The organism is Mesorhizobium sp. M0045 (assembly GCF_040323385.1).
Lineage (GTDB): Bacteria > Pseudomonadota > Alphaproteobacteria > Rhizobiales > Rhizobiaceae > Mesorhizobium.
On sequence record NZ_JAMYUY010000005.1, the window covers coordinates 245,309 to 263,247 of the forward strand.

Below are 17,939 nucleotides of genomic sequence, written 5' to 3' on the forward strand. Positions count from 1 at the left end.
CGGCAATGTGGGGCCCGCCTTCGACAAGCGGTATTTTCGGGCTGTATTTCGGGAGCAATTGCTGATGGCTAAAATCACCCGCGCCGCCTATGCGCAGATGTACGGCCCGACCGTTGGCGACAAAGTCCGGCTCGCCGACACCGAGCTGTTCATCGAGGTCGAAAAGGATCTCACCGTTCACGGCGAGGAGGTGAAATTCGGCGGCGGCAAGGTCATCCGCGACGGCATGGGCCAGAGCCAGGTTTCACGCGCGCAAGGCGCGGTCGACACCGTCATCACCAATGCGCTGGTCGTCGATGCCACCGCCGGTATCGTCAAGGCCGACATCGGCTTGAGGGACGGCCGCATCGTCGCGATCGGCAAGGCCGGCAATCCGGATACCCAAGGCGGCGTCACCATCATCATCGGTCCCGGCACCGAGATCATCGCCGGCGAAGGCAAGATCCTGACCGCCGGCGGCTTCGACGCGCATATCCACTTCATCTGCCCGCAGCAGATCGAGGAAGCGCTGATGTCGGGCATCACCACCATGCTCGGCGGCGGCACCGGCCCGGCGCACGGCACGCTGGCCACCACCTGCACGCCGGGGCCGTGGCATCTGGCGCGCATGATCCAGTCCTTCGATGCCTTCCCGATGAATATCGGCCTGTCGGGCAAGGGCAACGCGTCGCTGCCTGCCGCACTCGAGGAGATGGTGCTCGCCGGCGCCTGCTCGCTGAAGCTGCATGAGGACTGGGGCACGACGCCGGCTGCAATCGACTGCTGCCTGTCGGTCGCCGACGATTACGACGTGCAGGTGATGATCCACACCGACACGCTGAACGAGTCCGGCTTCGTCGAAAACACGGTCGCGGCGATCAAGGGCCGCACCATCCATGCCTTCCACACCGAAGGCGCCGGCGGCGGCCACGCGCCTGACATCATCAAGGTCTGCGGTCTGCCCAACGTCATTCCGTCCTCGACCGATCCGACGCGTCCCTACACGGTCAACACGCTGGCCGAGCACCTCGACATGCTGATGGTCTGTCACCATCTGTCGCCGTCGATCCCCGAAGACATCGCCTTTGCCGAAAGCCGCATCCGCAAGGAAACCATCGCCGCCGAAGACATTCTTCACGACATCGGCGCCTTCTCGATCATCTCGTCGGACAGCCAGGCCATGGGCCGCGTCGGCGAAGTGGCGATCCGCACCTGGCAGACCGCCGACAAGATGAAGCGCCAGCGTGGTTCGCTGCCGCAGGAGACCGGCGACAACGACAATTTCCGCGTCCGCCGCTACATCGCCAAATACACCATCAATCCGGCCATCGCGCATGGCCTGTCGAAGGACATCGGCTCGGTGGCGGTCGGAAAACGCGCCGACCTTGTGCTGTGGAACCCGGCCTTCTTCGGCGTCAAGCCGGACATGGTGCTGATCGGCGGCATGATCGCCGCCGCCCCGATGGGCGATCCCAACGCCTCGATCCCGACGCCGCAGCCGATGCACTATCGGCCGATGTTCGGCGCCTACGGCAAGGCGATGACCAATTCGTCGGTGACCTTCGTTTCGAAGGCCGCGCTCGACGCCGGCCTGCGCGGCAGGCTCGGCGTCGACAAGCAGATGGTGGCCGTCGAGAACACCCGCGGCGGCATCGGCAAGCATTCGATGGTGCTCAACGACGCCACGCCGCATGTCGAGGTCGACCCGGAGACCTATGAGGTCCGCGCTGACGGTGAATTGCTCACCTGCGAGCCGGCAACGGTGCTGCCGATGGCGCAACGCTACTTCCTGTTCTGAACCCTAGGCGTTAGAACGACCGATGTAGAACATGCCGCGCCAGGCCTATGGACCAGCAACTCCCCTACGCCCACGACATCTTCCCGCATATCCGCATTGTCCTGGGCATGGTGATCGGGCTTGGCGTCACCCGCCTGCTGTCGGGGCTCGCCCGCATCGTCCAGCATCCCGGCCAGTACCGGCTCTATCCCGTGCATCTCGCCTGGGTTGCGTCGGTGCTTTTGATGCTGGTGCATTTCTGGTGGTGGGAGTTCGGCCTGTTCCAGATCGAGAATTGGACCTTCGGCAAATACCTGTTCATCATCTTCTACGCCGTCACGCTGTTCCTGCTCTGCGCGCTGCTGTTTCCGGACTCGATGCTGGACTACACCAGCTATGAGGATTTCTTTTATTCGCGCCGGGCCTGGTTCTTCGGCCTGCTGGCGGCGACCTATCTGCTCGACGTGGTCGACACGCTGCTGAAAGGGCCGGCGCATTTCGCCCATTTCGGCGTTGAATATCTGATCCGCACGCCGGTTTTCGTCGCGCTTTGCGTCATTGCGGTCCTGCTGCGCGACCGCCGCTTTCACATCGCCTTTGTCGCCGGCGCGCTCGTCTATCAGGTATCGTTTATCATGCGGCTCTTCGACACGATCGTTTGAGCGCCATTGGGGCGGCGCACGCGATAGGCTAGGCTTTTGGGAGAGGCAGTTTTTACATGAAGCTCGATATTCGCACCGACTTCACCAAATTCCCGCGCGCCGTCGCCGTCCTGGCCGCAGGCGAAGCCGGAACCACCACGCCATACGACCGGGCGGTGCTTGCCCATGACGAGCGGCATCTGCGCCGTCGTGCCATCGAAACGGCCGGTAGCGACAAGGTGCTGGTCGACCTGCCCGAACCGGTGACGTTGAACCATGGTGACCGGCTGGTGCTGGAGGATGGCCGCCACATCGAGATCATCGCGGCCGAAGAGCCGCTCTACGATATCAGGGGCAGCGACCCGATCCATCTCGCCGAGCTCGCCTGGCACATCGGCAACCGCCATCTCGCCGCCGCCATCGAGGCTAACCGCATCCTCATCCTGCGCGACCATGTCATCAAGGCGATGCTGGAGGGATTGGGCGCCATTGTGAGCGACGTCTCCGAACCGTTCAAGCCGGTGCGCGGCGCCTATTCCGCGCTTGGCGGGCACGGCCATGCCCATGCCGAGGCACATGCGCACAGCCACGCCGAAGCGCATTCCCATAGCCATAGCGATTCGCATTCCCACAGCCATTCGCACGACCATGACCATGACTGACCGGCCTTCCAGCGTTGCCCAGCCTTCCAATATTGCTTTGTTGCGGCTGATGGCGTGGCTGTCGCCTTCCTTCCCGGTCGGCGGCTTTTCCTACAGCCATGGCCTGGAACAAGCCGTGCATGCCGGGCTGGTTGCCGACAGCAAAGACCTCGCCGCGTGGCTGGAAACGCTGGTCGAAATGGGTTCGGGCTGGAATGATGCGGTGCTGTTTGCCGAAAGCTGGCGCAGGGCGCGCGAAACCGGCGATCTCGATGAAATCGTCGCCCTTGCCGAAGCTCTGGCAGGCTCGCGCGAGCGTCATACCGAGACGATGCTGCAGGGCGCCGCTTTCCTGAAAGCAGCCTCCGCCTGGCCGTGCCAGGTGCTGGATCGCCTGCCGACCGAATGTGCCTATTGCGTTGCCGTCGGCGCTGTTGCCGGCGATCACGGCATTTCGCTGCGGGACGCCCTGGCCGCCTTCCTGCAGGCCTTCTTCTCCAACCTTGTTCAGGCCGCGATCCGGCTCGGCGCCGTCGGCCAGACCGGCGCCACCGCGCTGCTCGCCGGCTTCGAGCCGCTTGCCCTGGCTACGTCCGACCGCGCTGCCGGCTCGACCCTCGATGATCTCGGCGGCTGCGCTTTTATCTCCGACATCACGGCGATGAAGCACGAGGCCCAGTATTCGCGGCTGTTCCGCTCATGATCGTCCTCGCTTTCGCCGTCTCGCTCGTCCTGCTGCTGATCACAGCACTGCATGTCTATTGGGGCATTGGCGGCATCTGGCCGGGCAGGGACGCCGCCTCCTGCGCTCGTGCGGTCATCGGCTTTCATGGCGTCGACGAGATGCCGGCACCCTTCGCCAGCTTCGCCGTTGCCGCCTGCCTTGGCCTGGCGACACTGTGGCCGATGGCGCTCGAGGGCATCTTTGCCACGCCGTTTCCCAAAGCCGGGCTTGCCGCCACGTCGCTGCTCATCGCGCTGGTTTTCCTGGCGCGCGGCATTGCCGGCTTCACGCCCTGGTGGCGCCGGCTGACGCCCGAACAGCCTTTCGCGCGGCTCGATCTGCGTTATTATTCGCCGCTGTGCCTGCTGATCGGGCTTGCCTTCGCCATTCTTGCCGTCACGGAGTTCCCCGCATGATATCGCCCAACGGTCCTCTTCGCATCGGCATTGGCGGCCCGGTCGGCTCGGGCAAGACGACGCTTACCGAAAAGCTCTGCAAGGCACTGCGTGACGAGTTTTCGATCGCCGTCGTCACCAACGACATCTACACCAAGGAAGACGCCATGATGCTGGCCAGGTTGCAGGCCCTGCCCGAGGATCGCATCGTCGGCGTCGAGACCGGCGGCTGTCCGCACACCGCCATCCGCGAGGACGCCTCGATCAATCTGCAGGCGATCGCCGAGATGACCAGAAAATTCCCCGATCTCGACATCGTCTTCATCGAATCGGGCGGCGACAATCTCGCCGCCACCTTCTCGCCGGATCTTGCCGACCTGACGCTCTATGTCATCTCGGTTTGCCAGGGCGAGGAGATCCCGAGGAAGGGCGGACCGGCGATCACCCGGTCCGATTTCCTGGTCATCAACAAGAGCGACCTTGCGCCCTATGTGAACGTAAATCTCGACATCATGGAACGCGACGCTGCCCGCATGCGCGGCAAGCGGCCGTTCGGCTTCACCGACCTGTCGCGCGGCAAGGGGCTGCAGGAGGTGATCGATTTCATCGTCGAGCATGGCGGGCTTCGGGTCGGCGCGGCCACCAGCACGGCGGCATAACGGCGCTCGCCTGTACCAAACGAAACCGGTTGCGCGTGTTCCAGCCGCGCGGCATCCTTGCTTCTTTCACGGAGGGTTACGATGAGCATCACGCGCCTGCAGAAGGAAGTGCTGACCAACCTGCCGTTCTATGAGGAGCGCGTCGACCTCGCTTGCGCCTTCCGCTGGACGGCGCGGCTCAACATGCACGAGGCGGTGGCCAATCATTTCTCACTGGCCGTCAACGACGATGGTTCGCAATTCCTGATGAATCCCAACCAGGTGCATTTCTCGCGCATCAAGGCGAGCGATCTGCTTCTGATCGACGCCAACGATCCCGGCACGCTCTCCGGCCCGAATGCGCCCGATCCGACGGCGTGGGGCCTGCATGGTGCCATTCATCGCAATGTGCGTCATGCGCGCTGCGTCATGCATGTCCACTCGATCCACGCCACCGTGCTTGCCTCGCTCGCCGACTCGACGCTTCCGCCGGTCGACCAGAACTCGGCAATCTTCTTCAACCGCGATGTCGTCGACGCTCATTATGGCGGGCTGGCCTTCGAGGAAGAGGGCGAGCGCTGCTCGCAGCTTCTTGTCGACCCGAAGGTCAAGGTGATGGTGATGGGCAACCATGGCGTGCTGGTCATCGGCGACAGCGTCGCCGACACCTTCAACCGCATGTTCTATTTCGAGCGCGCCGCCGAAACCTATATCAAGGCGCTGTGGACCGGGCGGCCGCTGCGGGTACTGTCGGATGAGATCGCCGAAAAGGCGGCAAGGGAACAGGAAGACTATCCCGGCCAGGCCGAACGCCACCTTTCCGAACTGAAGGCGATCCTCGACGAGCAGGAGCCTGCCTACCGGAGTTGAGCGCGGTCCCGCCGGGCCTGGCTTAAAGCCCGAGTTCGGCTCGCAATTCGTCGGCGCTGTTGATGATTATCGCCCCCGGCGGCCCCTCCATGGGCGCTTCTGGCCAGAAGATCGTCTTCATTCCCGCTGCCAGCCCCGCCGTGGCGCCGGTCACGCTGTCGTCGACCGCCACGGCCTCGGCGGGATCGACGTCGGCCAGCCAGGCGGCGCGCAGGAAAGGTTCGGCATGCGGCTTGCCTTCACGCACGTCGTTGCGGCTGACCGTCTTCATGCCGGGATAGACGAGGCCGACGGCGCGCAGATTGGCATCGACGATCAGCCTGTCCGAGTTGGAGACCACCGCTTGCGGTATGCCAACCGCGCGCAGCTCGTTGAAGATCTCGATCGCGCCTCTGCGCGGCGTCAGCGTTTCGGCCATCGGCAGATAGTGATCGTATTTGCGCACGATCCAGTCGTCGAAAGGCAGGTCGAGGCCGAACTCGTCGCGCAGCATTTCGTAGACCGGCCATGCGGCGATGCCGAGCACGCGGTCATGCAGGTCGGCCGGCGGTACGATGCCGACACTGTGCAGCGCCGCGATCAGCGCCGCTTCGTGCAGCGGCTCGCTGTCGACCAGCGTGCCGTCCATATCCCAGAAAACCGCTTTCGGCGTCATGCAAGGCTCCATTCTCAAAAATCCCTTAAAGCGTTTGGCGCGGGAGATAAACCGCGGCGTCCCCGCTAATGCATGTCGCGCAACAGTGTGCAGCGGTTTTGCGATACGGACATGCATAGAAAGCAAGAGTCTAAAGCGCATCGCATAAGCCCGATTGAACGCGACGCGCTTTGGACCGAGATTATGCGACCTCCACAGCCTTGCTGTTGCGACGAGACTGGGTCGACCCGCCACTTCGCTCCAAATACCCAAGTCTCAGCCCTAAGCAATTGCTCTTGCAATAGGCAATTGCGCGCAAGTTCATTCCCTGCGAAACTACGGCGCTCCGCCTCTTATGCCCGGCGGGGTTGGGAGGCAGGAACTTGAATTCGCGGCAGGATAGCGGCGGCAACAGGCTGGACGATGCGGCGCGCGCCGGCTGGCTTTATTACGTTGCCGGCAACACCCAGGACCAGATCGCCGCCACGCTTGGCATCTCCCGCCAGACGGCGCAGCGGCTGGTGTCGCTCGCAGTCTCCGAAGGATTGATCAAGGTGCGCGTCGACCATCCGATCGCCAATTGCCTTGACCTTGCGGCACGGCTGAAATCGCGCTTTGCGCTTGATCTGGTCGAGGTGGTGCCCAGCGACCCTTCCTCTTCCTCCACCGTCATCGGCGTCGCCGAGGCTGCGGCGGCCGAGATCGAACGGCGGCTGCGGTCGCCGACGCCGATCGTCATGGCGATCGGCACCGGCCGCACGCTGAAGGCCGCGATCGAGCAACTGCCGCCGATGGAATGTCCGCAGCACAAGGTGGTGTCGCTGACCGGCAACATCTCGCCGGACGGCTCGGCCGCCTTCTACAACGTCATCTTCACCATGGCCGACAGGGTCAAGGCGCGCTCGTTTCCGATGCCTTTGCCGGTCATCGCCTCCTCGCCGGAGGAGCGCGAGATGCTGCTGAGCCAGCCGATGATCCAGCCGACGCTGGCGCTTGCGGCCGAGGCCGACGTCACCTTTGTCGGCATAGGCGATCTCGGCCCGAAGGCGCCGCTTTACGAGGACGGCTTCATTTCGGAGGGTGAATTAAAGGCGTTGCAGAAGGCCGGCGGCGTCGCCGAGATCGTCGGCTGGGTGTTCGATCGTGACGGCCGTATGATCGAGGGTATTACCAATGATCGGGTGTCGTCGGCACCGCTGCCGTCGCGCGAAAAGTCGCTGGTGATCGCGCTTGCCATGGGCGACCGCAAGCTGCCGGGCATCTTTGCCGCCGTCAACCGGCGGCTGGTCAACGGCCTGATCACCGATGAGCGGACCGCCGCCGCCTTGCTAGCGGGCGCATGATCTCCGAGCCGCTGGCGGTCGGAAACGATCATGTGAAATCGAAACGCATCTGAATCCCTGATAAAAACGAGCGTCACTACTGGTGCCGGCCGCATGGATCGTTGCCGTCGAGAAAGCCCATGTCGCGCTGCAGATGCGGCGGCAGCTCCCGGACGTCGAGATAGGCCCGTTTCCGCGCCGCGTGCCTTGCCAATCCCCGCGCCAGCCGTGAAAACCAGCCATGGGCTGGAGCAAGAAGCAGCTTTTCCTGTATTGTGGTCATGATCGTCAGCCTTCGCTATCTCTAGGCGTAGTTGATCTTCAATACGGAATATCGGTAGGCCCGGCCGGTGCCGCCAATCAAACGTCGATCACTGCCCATAAGGAGGGCTTATGCCGGAGCTCAATTCACGACAGCTGGTTTCGCAGCTTCCTCCGCTTCAGGCGATCCGGGTATTCGAAGCGGTGGCGCGGCATCTCTCGTTCACCAAGGCCGCCCAGGAGCTTGGCATGACGCAGGCGGCGGCAAGCTATCAGATCAAGCTTCTGGAGGAGCGCATCGGTGCGCCCCTGTTCCTGCGCCAGCCAAAACAGATCGTGCTGACCGAACCCGGCCAACGCCTGGCGCCCGCGGTCAGCGAAGCATTCGCGCTGTTGAGCGGCGCCTATGCCGCCGCGCGCACCGGCGCCGACGGCGTGCTTTGCGTTTCGACGCTGCTGACCTTTGCCTCCAATTGGCTGGCCCAGCATCTCGGTTCGTTCCAGGTCGCGCATCCGTCGCTGGCGGTGCGCGTCGATACTTCGAACAGGGTTGTCGACTTTGCCAGAGAGGATATCGACATCGCCATCCGCTCCGGCGGCGGCAACTGGCCGGGCGTCGAGACCCATATGCTTTTCAGGGCCGATTTCACGCCGGTCCTTAGTCCAAAGCTCGCGGCAAGCATCGGCGGCGTCAAGGAGCCGGCCGACCTGCTGCGGCTGCCGATCCTCGACCCGGGCGACATCTGGTGGCGGGACTGGTTTGCCGCCGCCGGCCTGCCGGTCGAGGAACTGGCCAAGCGCCCCGGCACCAGCATGGGCGCGCAGGCCTATGAGGCCAATGCCGCGATTGCCGGCCACGGCGTGGCGATCGTCACCAAGGCGCTGTTCAAGGCCGAACTTGCCGACGGCCGCCTGATCCAGCCCTTTCATCTGGTCGGTGACGACGGCCACGCCTATTGGCTGGTCTATCCGACGGCGCGGCGCAACGTGCCGAAGATCCGCGCCTTCCGCGATTGGATCCTGAGCGAGATCGCTTGCCAATAGGCTGAATCCCAGCAAGCCCGACAGCAAAGCTCCGGGCCCAATCAGCCCGGCTGAAATTCTTCGTCAGACATGCCGCAAACGTCCCGGCTTGTCGCCGCACGAGACCCGGCGTGCTGCGCTGCAGCAACGATTCCGTCTTGACATATTTCATCGCAAGTGAGTAATTGCCCACAGCCAAGGCAAATGCTCATCTTGGTTTATGGGAGGAATTTTGATGAAACTTCGCACGTTCACCCTAGGCCTGTTCTCGGCCAGCGCCCTCGCTTTCGCCGCGCATGCCGAATCCATCACCATCGCCACGGTCAACAATGGCGACATGGTCCGCATGCAGAAGCTGACCGACGACTTCACCGCCAAAAATCCCGACATTCAGCTGCAGTGGGTCACGCTCGAGGAAAACGTCCTGCGCGAGCGCGTCACCACCGACATCGCCACCAAGGGTGGCCAGTACGACGTGATGACCATCGGCACCTATGAGGTGCCGATCTGGGCCAAGCAGAACTGGCTTTTGCCGCTCGACAAGCTCGGTGACGATTATGACGTCAAGGACATCATCCCGGCCATAGCCGGCGGCCTGTCGGTCGACGGCAAGCTCTACGCAGCGCCGTTTTACGGCGAAAGCTCCTTCGTCATGTACCGCAAGGACCTGATGGACAAGGCCGGGCTCAAAATGCCCGATGCACCGACCTGGGACTTCATCAAGCAGGCCGCCGACAAGATGACCGACCGCGCCAACGGCGTGAACGGCGTCTGCCTGCGCGGCAAGGCCGGCTGGGGCGAGAACATGGCCTTCCTGACCGCCATGTCGAACTCCTTCGGCGCGCGCTGGTTCGACGAGAACTGGAAGCCGCAATTCGACCAGCCCGAATGGAAGAACACGCTGCAGTTCTATGTCGACCTGATGAAGGCCGACGGCCCCGAGGGCGCGTCGTCCAACGGCTTCAACGAAAACCTGGCGCTGTTCCAGCAGGGCAAATGCGGCATGTGGATCGACGCTACCGTCGCTGCGTCCTTCGTCTCCGACCCGAAGAACTCGACCGTCGCCGACAAGGTCGGCTATGCGCTGGCCCCGGACAATGGCCTCGGCAAGCGCGGCAATTGGCTGTGGGCCTGGTCGCTGGCCATCCCCGCCGGCACGCAGAAGGCCGACGCCGCTCAAAAGTTCGTTTCCTGGGCGACTTCGAAGCACTATCTCGAACTGGTCGCTTCAAAGGAAGGCTGGGCCAACGTTCCGCCCGGAACGCGCACCTCGCTCTACAACAACCCGGAGTACCAGAAGGCGGCGCCTTTCGCGAAAATGACGCTGGATTCCATCAACGCCGCCGATCCGACGCACCCGACCGTCAAGCCGGTGCCTTATGTCGGCGTCCAGTTCGTCGCCATTCCTGAGTTCCAGGGCCTTGGCACCACCGTCGGCCAGCTCTTCTCGGCGGCCCTTGCCGGCCAGACGAGCGTCGACGACGCCTTGAAGCAGGCACAGGACGCCGCCACCGCGACGATGACCGAGGGCGGGTACATCAAATAAGGCGCCTCCCGGTGCCGGTTGCCCATGGCAGCCGGCACGGGCCGCCCGAATCCCAGTTCGGGCGGCCAACTTTACGCCGCTGAAAAACTTGGCCGACCTCGAAGGGTGACCGTCATGGCTACTCAGCAGACCCGTTCGCTTGCCCGCTTCATGATGGCGCCATCCGTGGTGCTGCTGCTGGTTTGGATGATTGTGCCGCTGGCATTCACGCTGTGGTTCTCCTTCCAGCAGTACAACCCACTCAATCCGATGCGCGACGGCTTCGTCGGGTTTTCGAATTACGCGCTGTTCTATTCCAACCCGGCATTCCTGCAGTCGATCCTCAACACGCTCACCATCGTCGTCAGCGTGCTTTTGATCACGGTGATCGGCGGCATCCTGCTGGCCCTTCTGCTCGACCAGCCGATGTGGGGACAAGGCATCGTCCGCATCCTCGTCATCTCGCCGTTCTTCGTCATGCCGCCGGTGGCGGCACTTGTCTGGAAGAACATGATCATGCATCCGCAATACGGCGTCTTCGCCGATATTGCGCGTTTCTTCGGCGGGCAGCCGATCGACTGGTTCGGGCAGCACCCGCTCCTGGCGATCATCATCATCGTCGCCTGGCAGTGGCTGCCGTTTGCGACGCTGATCCTGTTGACCGCGCTTCAGTCGCTCGACGGCGAGCAGAAGGAAGCCGCCGAAATGGACGGCGCCGGCTTCATCAGCCGCTTCATCTATTTGACGCTGCCGCATATGTCGCGCGCCATAACCGTCGTCATCCTGATCCAGACGATCTTCCTGCTGTCGGTCTATGCCGAGATCCTGGTCACCACCAATGGCGGCCCGGGTTATGCCTCCACCAACCTGCCCTTCCTCGTCTACCAGAAGGCATTGCTGGAGTTCAAAATCGGCCAGGCGTCCGCCGGCGGCATCATCGCCGTCATTCTCGCCAACATCGTCGCCTTCTTCGCCATGCGCGCCGTCGGCAAGAACCTGGACAAATAAGGGAGGATAAGATGGCACGTGCAGTCACCACCCGGCACAAGACGATTGCGACCGCGGCCGCCTGGATCGTCGCCCTGCTGATCTTCTTCCCGATCCTCTATACGATCATCACCTCGTTCAAGTCGGAGCAGGAGGCCATCCAGGGCTTCAACCTGTTCCCGTCGGGAACCATGGAGAGCTATTCCGAGGTCCAGGCGCAGAACGGCTATTTCAAATTCTTCCTCAACTCGGTGTTCCTCTCGGTCGGCTCGACCGTCCTGGCTCTGCTCGTCGCCATACCGGCGGCTTGGTCGATGGCGTTTTCGCCGGGCAAACGCACCAAGGACATTCTGATGTGGATGCTTTCCACCAAGATGATGCCGGCCGTCGCCGTGCTGTTTCCGATCTATCTGATCTTCCGCGACACCGGATTGCTCGACAGCCGCATCGGCCTGATGGTCATGCTGATGCTGATCAACCTGCCGATCGTGGTCTGGATGCTCTACACCTATTTTCGCGAGATACCTGGCGAGATCCTGGAAGCGGCGCGCATGGACGGCGCATCGCTGTGGAACGAGATAATCTACGTGCTGACGCCGATGGCGGTGCCCGGCATCGCCTCGACCATGCTGCTCAACATCATTCTCGCCTGGAACGAGGCGTTCTGGACGATCCGGCTGACCACCACCGAGGCAGCGCCGCTCACCGCTTTCATCAGCTCCTTCTCCAGTCCGCAGGGGCTGTTCTGGGCCAAGCTTTCGGCCGCCTCGACGCTGGCGATCGCGCCGATCCTGATCATGGGCTGGTTCAGCCAGAAGCAGCTGGTCCGAGGCCTGACATTCGGTGCGGTAAAGTAGCGGGCATCGCCTGACGCAAAACGAAAAGGATAGCCCTTCGGGGGAGGAAACCATGGGAAACATCACGCTCAAGAACGTCTCCAAATCCTTCGGGGCGACGTCCATCATCCCCGGCCTCGATCTGGTCATCGAGGACGGAGAGTTCGTCGTCTTCGTCGGTCCGTCGGGCTGCGGCAAATCCACCCTGTTGCGTCTGATCGCCGGTCTGGAGGATACCAGCGGCGGCACCATCATCATCGATGGCCGCGACGTCACCGGCGAGGCGCCGGCCAAGCGCAAGCTGGCCATGGTGTTCCAGTCCTATGCGCTCTACCCGCACATGACGGTGGCCAAGAACATCGCCTTCCCGCTGAAGATGGCGGGCGAGGACCAGGCGACCATCGACAAGAAGGTGAAGGACGCCGCGCGGATCCTGAACCTCACCAACTACCTCGACCGCCGCCCCGGGCAGCTCTCCGGCGGCCAGCGGCAGCGTGTCGCCATCGGCCGCGCCATCGTCCGCCAGCCATCGGCCTTCCTGTTCGACGAACCGTTGTCCAATCTCGACGCGGCGCTGCGCGGCACCATGCGGCTGGAGATCAGTGAACTGCACCACCAGCTCCAGACCACCATGGTCTACGTCACCCACGACCAGATCGAGGCGATGACCATGGCCGACAAGATCGTCGTGCTCAATGCCGGCAATATCGAGCAGGTCGGCTCGCCGATGGAGCTCTACAAGACGCCGAAGAACCTGTTCGTTGCCGGCTTCATAGGTTCGCCGAAGATGAACCTGATCGAAGGCGCGCCCGCCGCCAAATATGGCGCCAAGACAGTCGGCATCCGCCCGGAGCATATGAACATTTCGAAGACGTCAGGCGACTGGAAGGCGACGGTCGGCGTTGCCGAGCATCTCGGCTCCGACACGTTCTTGCACGTCCAGGCGGATGGCGTCGGGCAGCTGACGGTGCGTGCCGACGGCGAATTGGCCGCCCATCACGGCGACACGATCTATCTGACGCCGGACAAGGCCAAGCTGCATCGTTTCGGCGCCGATGGGAAGGCGATGCTGCAATGAGGCTCGGAGGTAAATCGGCGCTGATCACCGGATCGGCGCGCGGCATTGGCAGGGCGTTCGCCGAAGCCTACATGCGGGAGGGGGCGACCGTCGCCATCGGCGACATCAATCTCGAGGCTGCCGAGAAGACGGCTTCCGAAATCGGCGGCAATGCCTACGCGGTGACGCTGGACGTCACCGATCTCGCGTCGATCGATGCGGCCGTCAAGGCGGTCGAAACCAGGGCCGGCGGCCTCGATATCTTGATCAACAACGCCGCCCTGTTCGACCTGGCGCCGATCGTCGAGATCACCAAGACAAGCTACGACAAATTGTTTTCGGTCAACGTCGCCGGCACGCTGTTTACGTTGCAGGCCGCCGCCCGTTCTATGATTGCCCGCGGCAAGGGCGGCAAGATCATCAACATGGCAAGCCAGGCCGGGCGCCGCGGCGAGGCGCTGGTCGCCGTTTATTGCGCCACCAAGGCGGCGGTCATCTCGCTCACCCAGTCGGCAGGGCTCGACCTGATCAAACACGGCATCAATGTCAACGCGATAGCACCGGGGGTCGTCGACGGCGAGCACTGGGATCATGTCGATGCCTTGTTCGCCAAGTTCGAGAACCGGCCGAGGGGCGAGAAGAAGAGACTGGTCGGCGAAGCCGTGCCTTATGGCCGCATGGGCACGGCGCAAGACCTCACCGGCATGGCGGTGTTCCTGGCCAGCGATGAGGCCGGATACATCGTCGCCCAGACCTACAATGTCGATGGCGGCCAGTGGATGAGTTGAGGGGGGCGAAGGCGCTCTTCTCCCCGTCTCCTCCACGGGGGGAAGAGCCGTCCCGCTAAAGGGTAAAGCAGATGACCGTGAAACTCTCTTCTTCCATCCTAGCCAAGCTGCCGCCCAAGGTCGCCGGCCCGAAATACGATCGCGCCGCGCTTAAGGCCGGCATCGTGCATTTCGGCGTCGGCAATTTCCATCGCTCGCACCAGGCCGTCTACCTCGACGACCTGTTCAACTCGGGTGTTGGCCACGACTGGGCTATTGTCGGCGCCGGCGTCTTCGAGGGCGAGAAGGTCGGCCGCGGCAAGCTGCAGGAGCAGGACTGGCTGACCACCGTGGTCGAGCAGGACAGCGGCCATATGAGCGCGCGCGTCACCGGCGTCATGATCGACTTCCTGGTGCCTGGCGACGCGATTGCAATCGTCGAGCGGCTTGCCGATCCGGCGATCAAGGTCGTTTCCCTGACCATCACCGAGGGCGGCTATTTCATCGATCCGGCTTCTGGCGTCTTCAATCCGACACATCCCGACATCGTTGCCGACGCTGAGCCGGGGGCGACGCCGAAGACCGTCTTCGGCCTCATCCTCGCCGGGCTACTACGCCGCCGCGCCGACGGTATTGTGCCCTTCACCGTCATGTCCTGCGACAACATCCCCCATAACGGCCATGTCACCTCAGATGGCGTCATCGGCCTTGCGCGGCTGATCGACGAAGGTTTAGCAAACTGGGTGAGCGAGAAGGTTGCCTTTCCCAATGGCATGGTCGATCGCATCACGCCGGCCACCACCGACCGCGAGCGCGGCATTCTCGCCAGCGAGTTCGGCCTCGACGACAATTGGCCGGTGTTTTGCGAACCGTTCAAGCAATGGGTGCTGGAGGACCGTTTCACCGACGGCCGCCCGCCGCTGGAGAAGGTCGGCGTGCAGTTCGTCACCGACGTCGCGCCCTATGAGCTGATGAAGATCCGCATCCTCAATGGCGGCCATGCGACCATCGCCTATCCGGCCGGGCTGATGGACATCCATTTCGTCCATGAGGCGATGCAGGAGCCGCTGGTACGCGGCTTCCTCGACAAGCTCGAGCATAATGAAATCATCCCGACCGTGCCGCCGGTTCCGGACACCGACCTCGAAGATTACTACCAGCTCATCGAGCACCGCTTCTCCAATCCGAAGATCGGCGACACCATACGCCGGCTTTGCCTCGACGGCTCCAACCGCCAGCCGAAATTCATCATTCCGACGATCGCCGACCGGCTGAAGGCTGGCAAAAGCGTCACCGGCCTGGCGCTGGAATCTGCGCTCTGGTGTCGCTACTGCTTCGGCACGACGGATTCCGGTGCCGTCACCGAGCCCAACGACCCGAACTGGGGCCGGTTGCAGGCGACGGCCAAGGCGGCCAAGGACATGCCTGGCGCCTGGCTTGCCATGGAGGACATCTATGGCGATGTCGGCCGCTCGCCGTCCTTCGCCGAAGCGTTCGCCCATGCGCTCAAATCGCTGTGGGCGGACGGCGCGCGCGCGACACTGACGCGCTATCTCGCCGGCGACCTCTGAAGCCGATCCAGCGCGATGACGCCTGAACTGGTCATTTTCGACTGTGACGGCGTGCTGGTGGACAGTGAGATGCTGTCCGTCTCGGCATTGCTGGAGATGATCGCGCTTGCCGGCGGCAACGTCAGCGAGGACATTGCCTATGAGCACTTCCTTGGCAAGAGCATGAAGAGCGTCCGCGAAATCCTCGCAAGCGACTTCGGGCTCGATGTCACCGACCAGCATCTGACCGAGATGCGCTCCGAACTGATGCGCAAGTTCCGCCAGGAGCTGAAACCGATGCCAGGCATCGCACAGGTCCTGCCGAAGCTCGGCGTGCCGTGCTGCGTCGCCTCCTCCGGCACGCTGGAGCGCATCCGCTATGCGCTCGAGGTTACGGGGCTGCTTGGGCTGCTGGAACCGCATCTGTTCAGCGCTGCCATGGTGGCGCGGGGCAAACCGGCGCCCGATCTCTTTCTCCATGCAGCAGATAAAATGAGAGCGGCCCCGCCAAACTGCCTCGTCGTCGAGGACAGCCCGGCCGGCATCGAAGCGGCGCGGGCGGCCGGCATGCGCGTCCTTGCCTTCACCGGCGGCTCGCACACCGGCAACCCGGCCTTGAAAGCGCGGCTTGCGTCAAGTGAGCCGGACTTTATATTCGCTGACATGCTGCAATTGCCCGATCTGATTGCAGGCCTGGGAGCGAGAGCAAGAACATCTTGACCAACAGTTTCGTTTGCGCGGTCGATGTCGGCACCGGAAGCGCCCGTGCCGGCATTCTCGACACCGGTGGCGCCTTGCTCGGCCGCGCCGAGCACCCGATCGCCATGCAACAGCCGAAGGCCGATCACGCCGAGCACGATTCGCAGGATATCTGGTCGGCGGTGTGCAGTGCCGTGCGCGCTGCCCGCGAAAAGGCGCGCGTGAAGGCTGAGGATATCGTCGGCATCTCTTTTGACGCCACTTGCTCGCTGGTGGTGCGGGACCGGCATGGCGGCCAGCTCAGCGTATCCGTTACTGGCGAAAGGCGCTGGGACACCATCGTCTGGCTCGACCATCGCGCAATTGCCGAGGCCGATGAATGCACCGAAAGCGGCCACGCCGTGCTCGACTATATCGGCGGCGTCATGTCGCCCGAAATGGAAACGCCGAAGCTGATGTGGCTGAAGCGCAACCTGCCCGGAACATGGAACGAAGCCGGCTACCTGTTCGACCTTACCGACTTCCTCACCTGGAAGGCGACCGGCTCGCTCGCCCGTTCGCAATGCACGCTGACCGCCAAATGGACCTATCTGGCCCATGAAGCGACCGGCTGGCGGCGCGACTTCTTCGAAGCGGTCGGGCTCGGCGACCTTTTCGAGCACGGCAATTTGCCGGAGAAGGCGAGCCCGGTCGGCGCAGATATCGGTCCGCTCAGCCCGCAAGCCGCGGCGGAGCTTGGCCTCACCGAAAAATGCCGGGTCGGCGCCGGCGTCATCGATGCCTATGCCGGCGCGCTCGGCGTGCTCGGCGGTTTCGCAGGTGACGCGACGAACATCGGCCGCCATCTGGCCCTGATTGCCGGTACGTCGAGTTGCGTCATGGCGATGTCGCCCGATCCGCAGCCTTTCGCCGGTGTCTGGGGGCCATATTATGGCGCAGCCCTTCCCGGCCTTTGGCTGTCGGAAGGCGGCCAGTCGGCCACCGGAGCGCTGCTCGATCACATCATCCGCTGGCATGGCGCCGGCGGCGAGCCGGATGCCGTCATGCACGCCAGGATCGCCCGCCGCGTCGCCGAGCTGCGCGCCGCCGAGGGTGGCAACCTCGCCGCAAGGCTGCATGTATTGCCGGATTTCCATGGCAACCGCTCGCCGCTTGCCGACCCGCATGCCGTCGGCGTCATCAGCGGACTGACGCTGGATTCCTCCTTCGACAGCCTGTGCAAGCTTTACTGGCGCACCGCCGTCAGCATCGCGCTTGGCGTCCGCCATGTGCTGGAAGCACTGAACGAGAACGGCTATCTGATCGACACGCTGCACGTCACCGGCGGCCACACTAAGAACCCGCTGTTGATGGAACTCTATGCCGACGCTACCGGCTGCACGGTGGTCGAGCCGCTGGCGGACGAGGCGGTGCTGCTCGGCACCGGCATGATTGCCGCCACCGCGGCCAGGCTTTTTCCCGATTTGAATGCCGCCTGCGTCGCCATGCAGCAAGGCGGCAGGACGCGAGAGCCCAATCCGGCTGCCGCCGGCCGGTTCGACCGCGACTACCGCGTGTTCCTCGAAATGCACAGGCAAAGGCGGGCGCTGGACGCGATCATATAGGTCGAACGG

19 protein-coding genes are annotated in these 17,939 nt (G+C 63.4%); 17 read left to right on the top strand and 2 right to left on the bottom strand.

The window, feature by feature from the left end; genetic code table 11:
* Positions 1–64: 64 nt before the first annotated feature.
* The 7 genes from ureC to NKJ72_RS10705 all read left to right on the top strand — a co-directional run bounded on the left by ureC (position 65) and on the right by NKJ72_RS10705 (position 5,665).
* Complete coding sequence (ureC, locus tag NKJ72_RS10675) at positions 65–1,777, top strand: urease subunit alpha (RefSeq protein ID WP_502901844.1); 1,713 nt, start codon at positions 65–67, stop codon at positions 1,775–1,777.
* Positions 1,778–1,824: 47 nt separating this feature from the next.
* Positions 1,825–2,418 (top strand): hypothetical protein, encoded by a 594-nt coding sequence (locus tag NKJ72_RS10680; RefSeq protein ID WP_352476985.1) that lies wholly within the window; start codon positions 1,825–1,827, stop codon positions 2,416–2,418.
* Positions 2,419–2,474: 56 nt separating this feature from the next.
* On the top strand, positions 2,475–3,059 hold the full coding sequence (ureE, locus tag NKJ72_RS10685; protein ID WP_352476986.1) for an urease accessory protein UreE: 585 nt from the start codon (positions 2,475–2,477) through the stop codon (positions 3,057–3,059).
* A complete protein-coding gene (locus NKJ72_RS10690; RefSeq protein WP_352476987.1) occupies positions 3,052–3,741 on the top strand; it encodes an urease accessory protein UreF in 690 nt (229 codons plus the stop codon). The genes ureE and NKJ72_RS10690 overlap by 8 nt, the downstream gene beginning before the upstream one ends.
* The gene (locus tag NKJ72_RS10695) at positions 3,738–4,178 is read left to right on the top strand and encodes a DUF3995 domain-containing protein (RefSeq protein WP_352476988.1); all 441 of its coding nucleotides are present in this window, start codon (positions 3,738–3,740) and stop codon (positions 4,176–4,178) included. The genes NKJ72_RS10690 and NKJ72_RS10695 overlap by 4 nt, the downstream gene beginning before the upstream one ends.
* A complete protein-coding gene (gene ureG, locus NKJ72_RS10700; protein ID WP_254815829.1) occupies positions 4,175–4,816 on the top strand; it encodes an urease accessory protein UreG in 642 nt (213 codons plus the stop codon). The genes NKJ72_RS10695 and ureG overlap by 4 nt, the downstream gene beginning before the upstream one ends.
* A gap of 81 nt (positions 4,817–4,897) precedes the next feature.
* Entirely contained in the window at positions 4,898–5,665 is a 768-nt protein-coding gene (locus NKJ72_RS10705) for a class II aldolase and adducin N-terminal domain-containing protein (protein ID WP_352476989.1), read from the top strand.
* 22 nt (positions 5,666–5,687) lie between these two features.
* On the opposite strand, the gene NKJ72_RS10710 is transcribed toward NKJ72_RS10705, so the two are convergent.
* A complete protein-coding gene (locus NKJ72_RS10710; protein WP_352476991.1) occupies positions 5,688–6,320 on the bottom strand; it encodes an HAD family hydrolase in 633 nt (210 codons plus the stop codon).
* A gap of 362 nt (positions 6,321–6,682) precedes the next feature.
* On the opposite strand from NKJ72_RS10710, the gene NKJ72_RS10715 reads away from it, so the two are divergent.
* Positions 6,683–7,642, top strand: coding sequence for a sugar-binding transcriptional regulator (locus NKJ72_RS10715; RefSeq protein ID WP_023722533.1), 960 nt, complete (start codon positions 6,683–6,685; stop codon positions 7,640–7,642).
* Between the two features lie 76 nt (positions 7,643–7,718).
* On the opposite strand, the gene NKJ72_RS10720 is transcribed toward NKJ72_RS10715, so the two are convergent.
* Complete coding sequence (locus tag NKJ72_RS10720; protein ID WP_254815832.1) at positions 7,719–7,904, bottom strand: hypothetical protein; 186 nt, start codon at positions 7,902–7,904, stop codon at positions 7,719–7,721.
* 110 nt (positions 7,905–8,014) lie between these two features.
* On the opposite strand from NKJ72_RS10720, the gene gcvA reads away from it, so the two are divergent.
* The 9 genes from gcvA (at position 8,015) to NKJ72_RS10765 (ending at position 17,930) form a co-directional block, all read left to right on the top strand.
* On the top strand, positions 8,015–8,926 hold the full coding sequence (gene gcvA / locus NKJ72_RS10725) for a transcriptional regulator GcvA (protein WP_352476992.1): 912 nt from the start codon (positions 8,015–8,017) through the stop codon (positions 8,924–8,926).
* A gap of 214 nt (positions 8,927–9,140) precedes the next feature.
* Positions 9,141–10,451, top strand: coding sequence for an ABC transporter substrate-binding protein (locus NKJ72_RS10730; RefSeq protein ID WP_254815834.1), 1,311 nt, complete (start codon positions 9,141–9,143; stop codon positions 10,449–10,451).
* A gap of 114 nt (positions 10,452–10,565) precedes the next feature.
* Positions 10,566–11,438 carry a carbohydrate ABC transporter permease gene (locus NKJ72_RS10735; RefSeq protein WP_031195183.1) on the top strand — a complete coding sequence of 291 codons (873 nt, stop codon included), beginning with the start codon at positions 10,566–10,568 and terminating at the stop codon, positions 11,436–11,438.
* Positions 11,439–11,449: 11 nt separating this feature from the next.
* Positions 11,450–12,274, top strand: coding sequence for a carbohydrate ABC transporter permease (locus NKJ72_RS10740; protein ID WP_352476993.1), 825 nt, complete (start codon positions 11,450–11,452; stop codon positions 12,272–12,274).
* Positions 12,275–12,326: 52 nt separating this feature from the next.
* Positions 12,327–13,331 (top strand): ABC transporter ATP-binding protein, encoded by a 1,005-nt coding sequence (locus tag NKJ72_RS10745; protein ID WP_352476994.1) that lies wholly within the window; start codon positions 12,327–12,329, stop codon positions 13,329–13,331.
* The gene (locus tag NKJ72_RS10750; protein ID WP_352476995.1) at positions 13,328–14,098 is read left to right on the top strand and encodes an L-iditol 2-dehydrogenase; all 771 of its coding nucleotides are present in this window, start codon (positions 13,328–13,330) and stop codon (positions 14,096–14,098) included. Before NKJ72_RS10745 ends, NKJ72_RS10750 begins: the two co-directional genes overlap by 4 nt.
* 71 nt (positions 14,099–14,169) lie before the next feature.
* On the top strand, positions 14,170–15,648 hold the full coding sequence (locus tag NKJ72_RS10755; protein ID WP_352476996.1) for a mannitol dehydrogenase family protein: 1,479 nt from the start codon (positions 14,170–14,172) through the stop codon (positions 15,646–15,648).
* Positions 15,649–15,663: 15 nt separating this feature from the next.
* Positions 15,664–16,347, top strand: coding sequence for an HAD family hydrolase (locus tag NKJ72_RS10760; RefSeq protein WP_352476997.1), 684 nt, complete (start codon positions 15,664–15,666; stop codon positions 16,345–16,347).
* On the top strand, positions 16,344–17,930 hold the full coding sequence (locus tag NKJ72_RS10765; RefSeq protein WP_352476998.1) for an FGGY-family carbohydrate kinase: 1,587 nt from the start codon (positions 16,344–16,346) through the stop codon (positions 17,928–17,930). Before NKJ72_RS10760 ends, NKJ72_RS10765 begins: the two co-directional genes overlap by 4 nt.
* The last annotated feature ends 9 nt before the right edge of the window (positions 17,931–17,939 follow it).

Bases quoted from the DNA above. Each gene is read 5' to 3' on its own strand.
- ureC (WP_502901844.1), top strand. From the start codon at position 65: ATGGCTAAAATCACCCGCGCCGCCTATGCGCAGATGTACGGCCCGACC.
- NKJ72_RS10680 (WP_352476985.1), top strand. From the start codon at position 1,825: ATGGACCAGCAACTCCCCTACGCCCACGACATCTTCCCGCATATCCGC.
- ureE (WP_352476986.1), top strand. From the start codon at position 2,475: ATGAAGCTCGATATTCGCACCGACTTCACCAAATTCCCGCGCGCCGTC.
- NKJ72_RS10690 (WP_352476987.1), top strand. From the start codon at position 3,052: ATGACTGACCGGCCTTCCAGCGTTGCCCAGCCTTCCAATATTGCTTTG.
- NKJ72_RS10695 (WP_352476988.1), top strand. From the start codon at position 3,738: ATGATCGTCCTCGCTTTCGCCGTCTCGCTCGTCCTGCTGCTGATCACA.
- ureG (WP_254815829.1), top strand. From the start codon at position 4,175: ATGATATCGCCCAACGGTCCTCTTCGCATCGGCATTGGCGGCCCGGTC.
- NKJ72_RS10705 (WP_352476989.1), top strand. From the start codon at position 4,898: ATGAGCATCACGCGCCTGCAGAAGGAAGTGCTGACCAACCTGCCGTTC.
- NKJ72_RS10710 (WP_352476991.1), bottom strand. From the start codon at position 6,320: ATGACGCCGAAAGCGGTTTTCTGGGATATGGACGGCACGCTGGTCGAC.
- NKJ72_RS10720 (WP_254815832.1), bottom strand. From the start codon at position 7,904: ATGACCACAATACAGGAAAAGCTGCTTCTTGCTCCAGCCCATGGCTGG.
- gcvA (WP_352476992.1), top strand. From the start codon at position 8,015: ATGCCGGAGCTCAATTCACGACAGCTGGTTTCGCAGCTTCCTCCGCTT.
- NKJ72_RS10730 (WP_254815834.1), top strand. From the start codon at position 9,141: ATGAAACTTCGCACGTTCACCCTAGGCCTGTTCTCGGCCAGCGCCCTC.
- NKJ72_RS10735 (WP_031195183.1), top strand. From the start codon at position 10,566: ATGGCTACTCAGCAGACCCGTTCGCTTGCCCGCTTCATGATGGCGCCA.
- NKJ72_RS10740 (WP_352476993.1), top strand. From the start codon at position 11,450: ATGGCACGTGCAGTCACCACCCGGCACAAGACGATTGCGACCGCGGCC.
- NKJ72_RS10745 (WP_352476994.1), top strand. From the start codon at position 12,327: ATGGGAAACATCACGCTCAAGAACGTCTCCAAATCCTTCGGGGCGACG.
- NKJ72_RS10750 (WP_352476995.1), top strand. From the start codon at position 13,328: ATGAGGCTCGGAGGTAAATCGGCGCTGATCACCGGATCGGCGCGCGGC.
- NKJ72_RS10755 (WP_352476996.1), top strand. From the start codon at position 14,170: ATGACCGTGAAACTCTCTTCTTCCATCCTAGCCAAGCTGCCGCCCAAG.
- NKJ72_RS10760 (WP_352476997.1), top strand. From the start codon at position 15,664: ATGACGCCTGAACTGGTCATTTTCGACTGTGACGGCGTGCTGGTGGAC.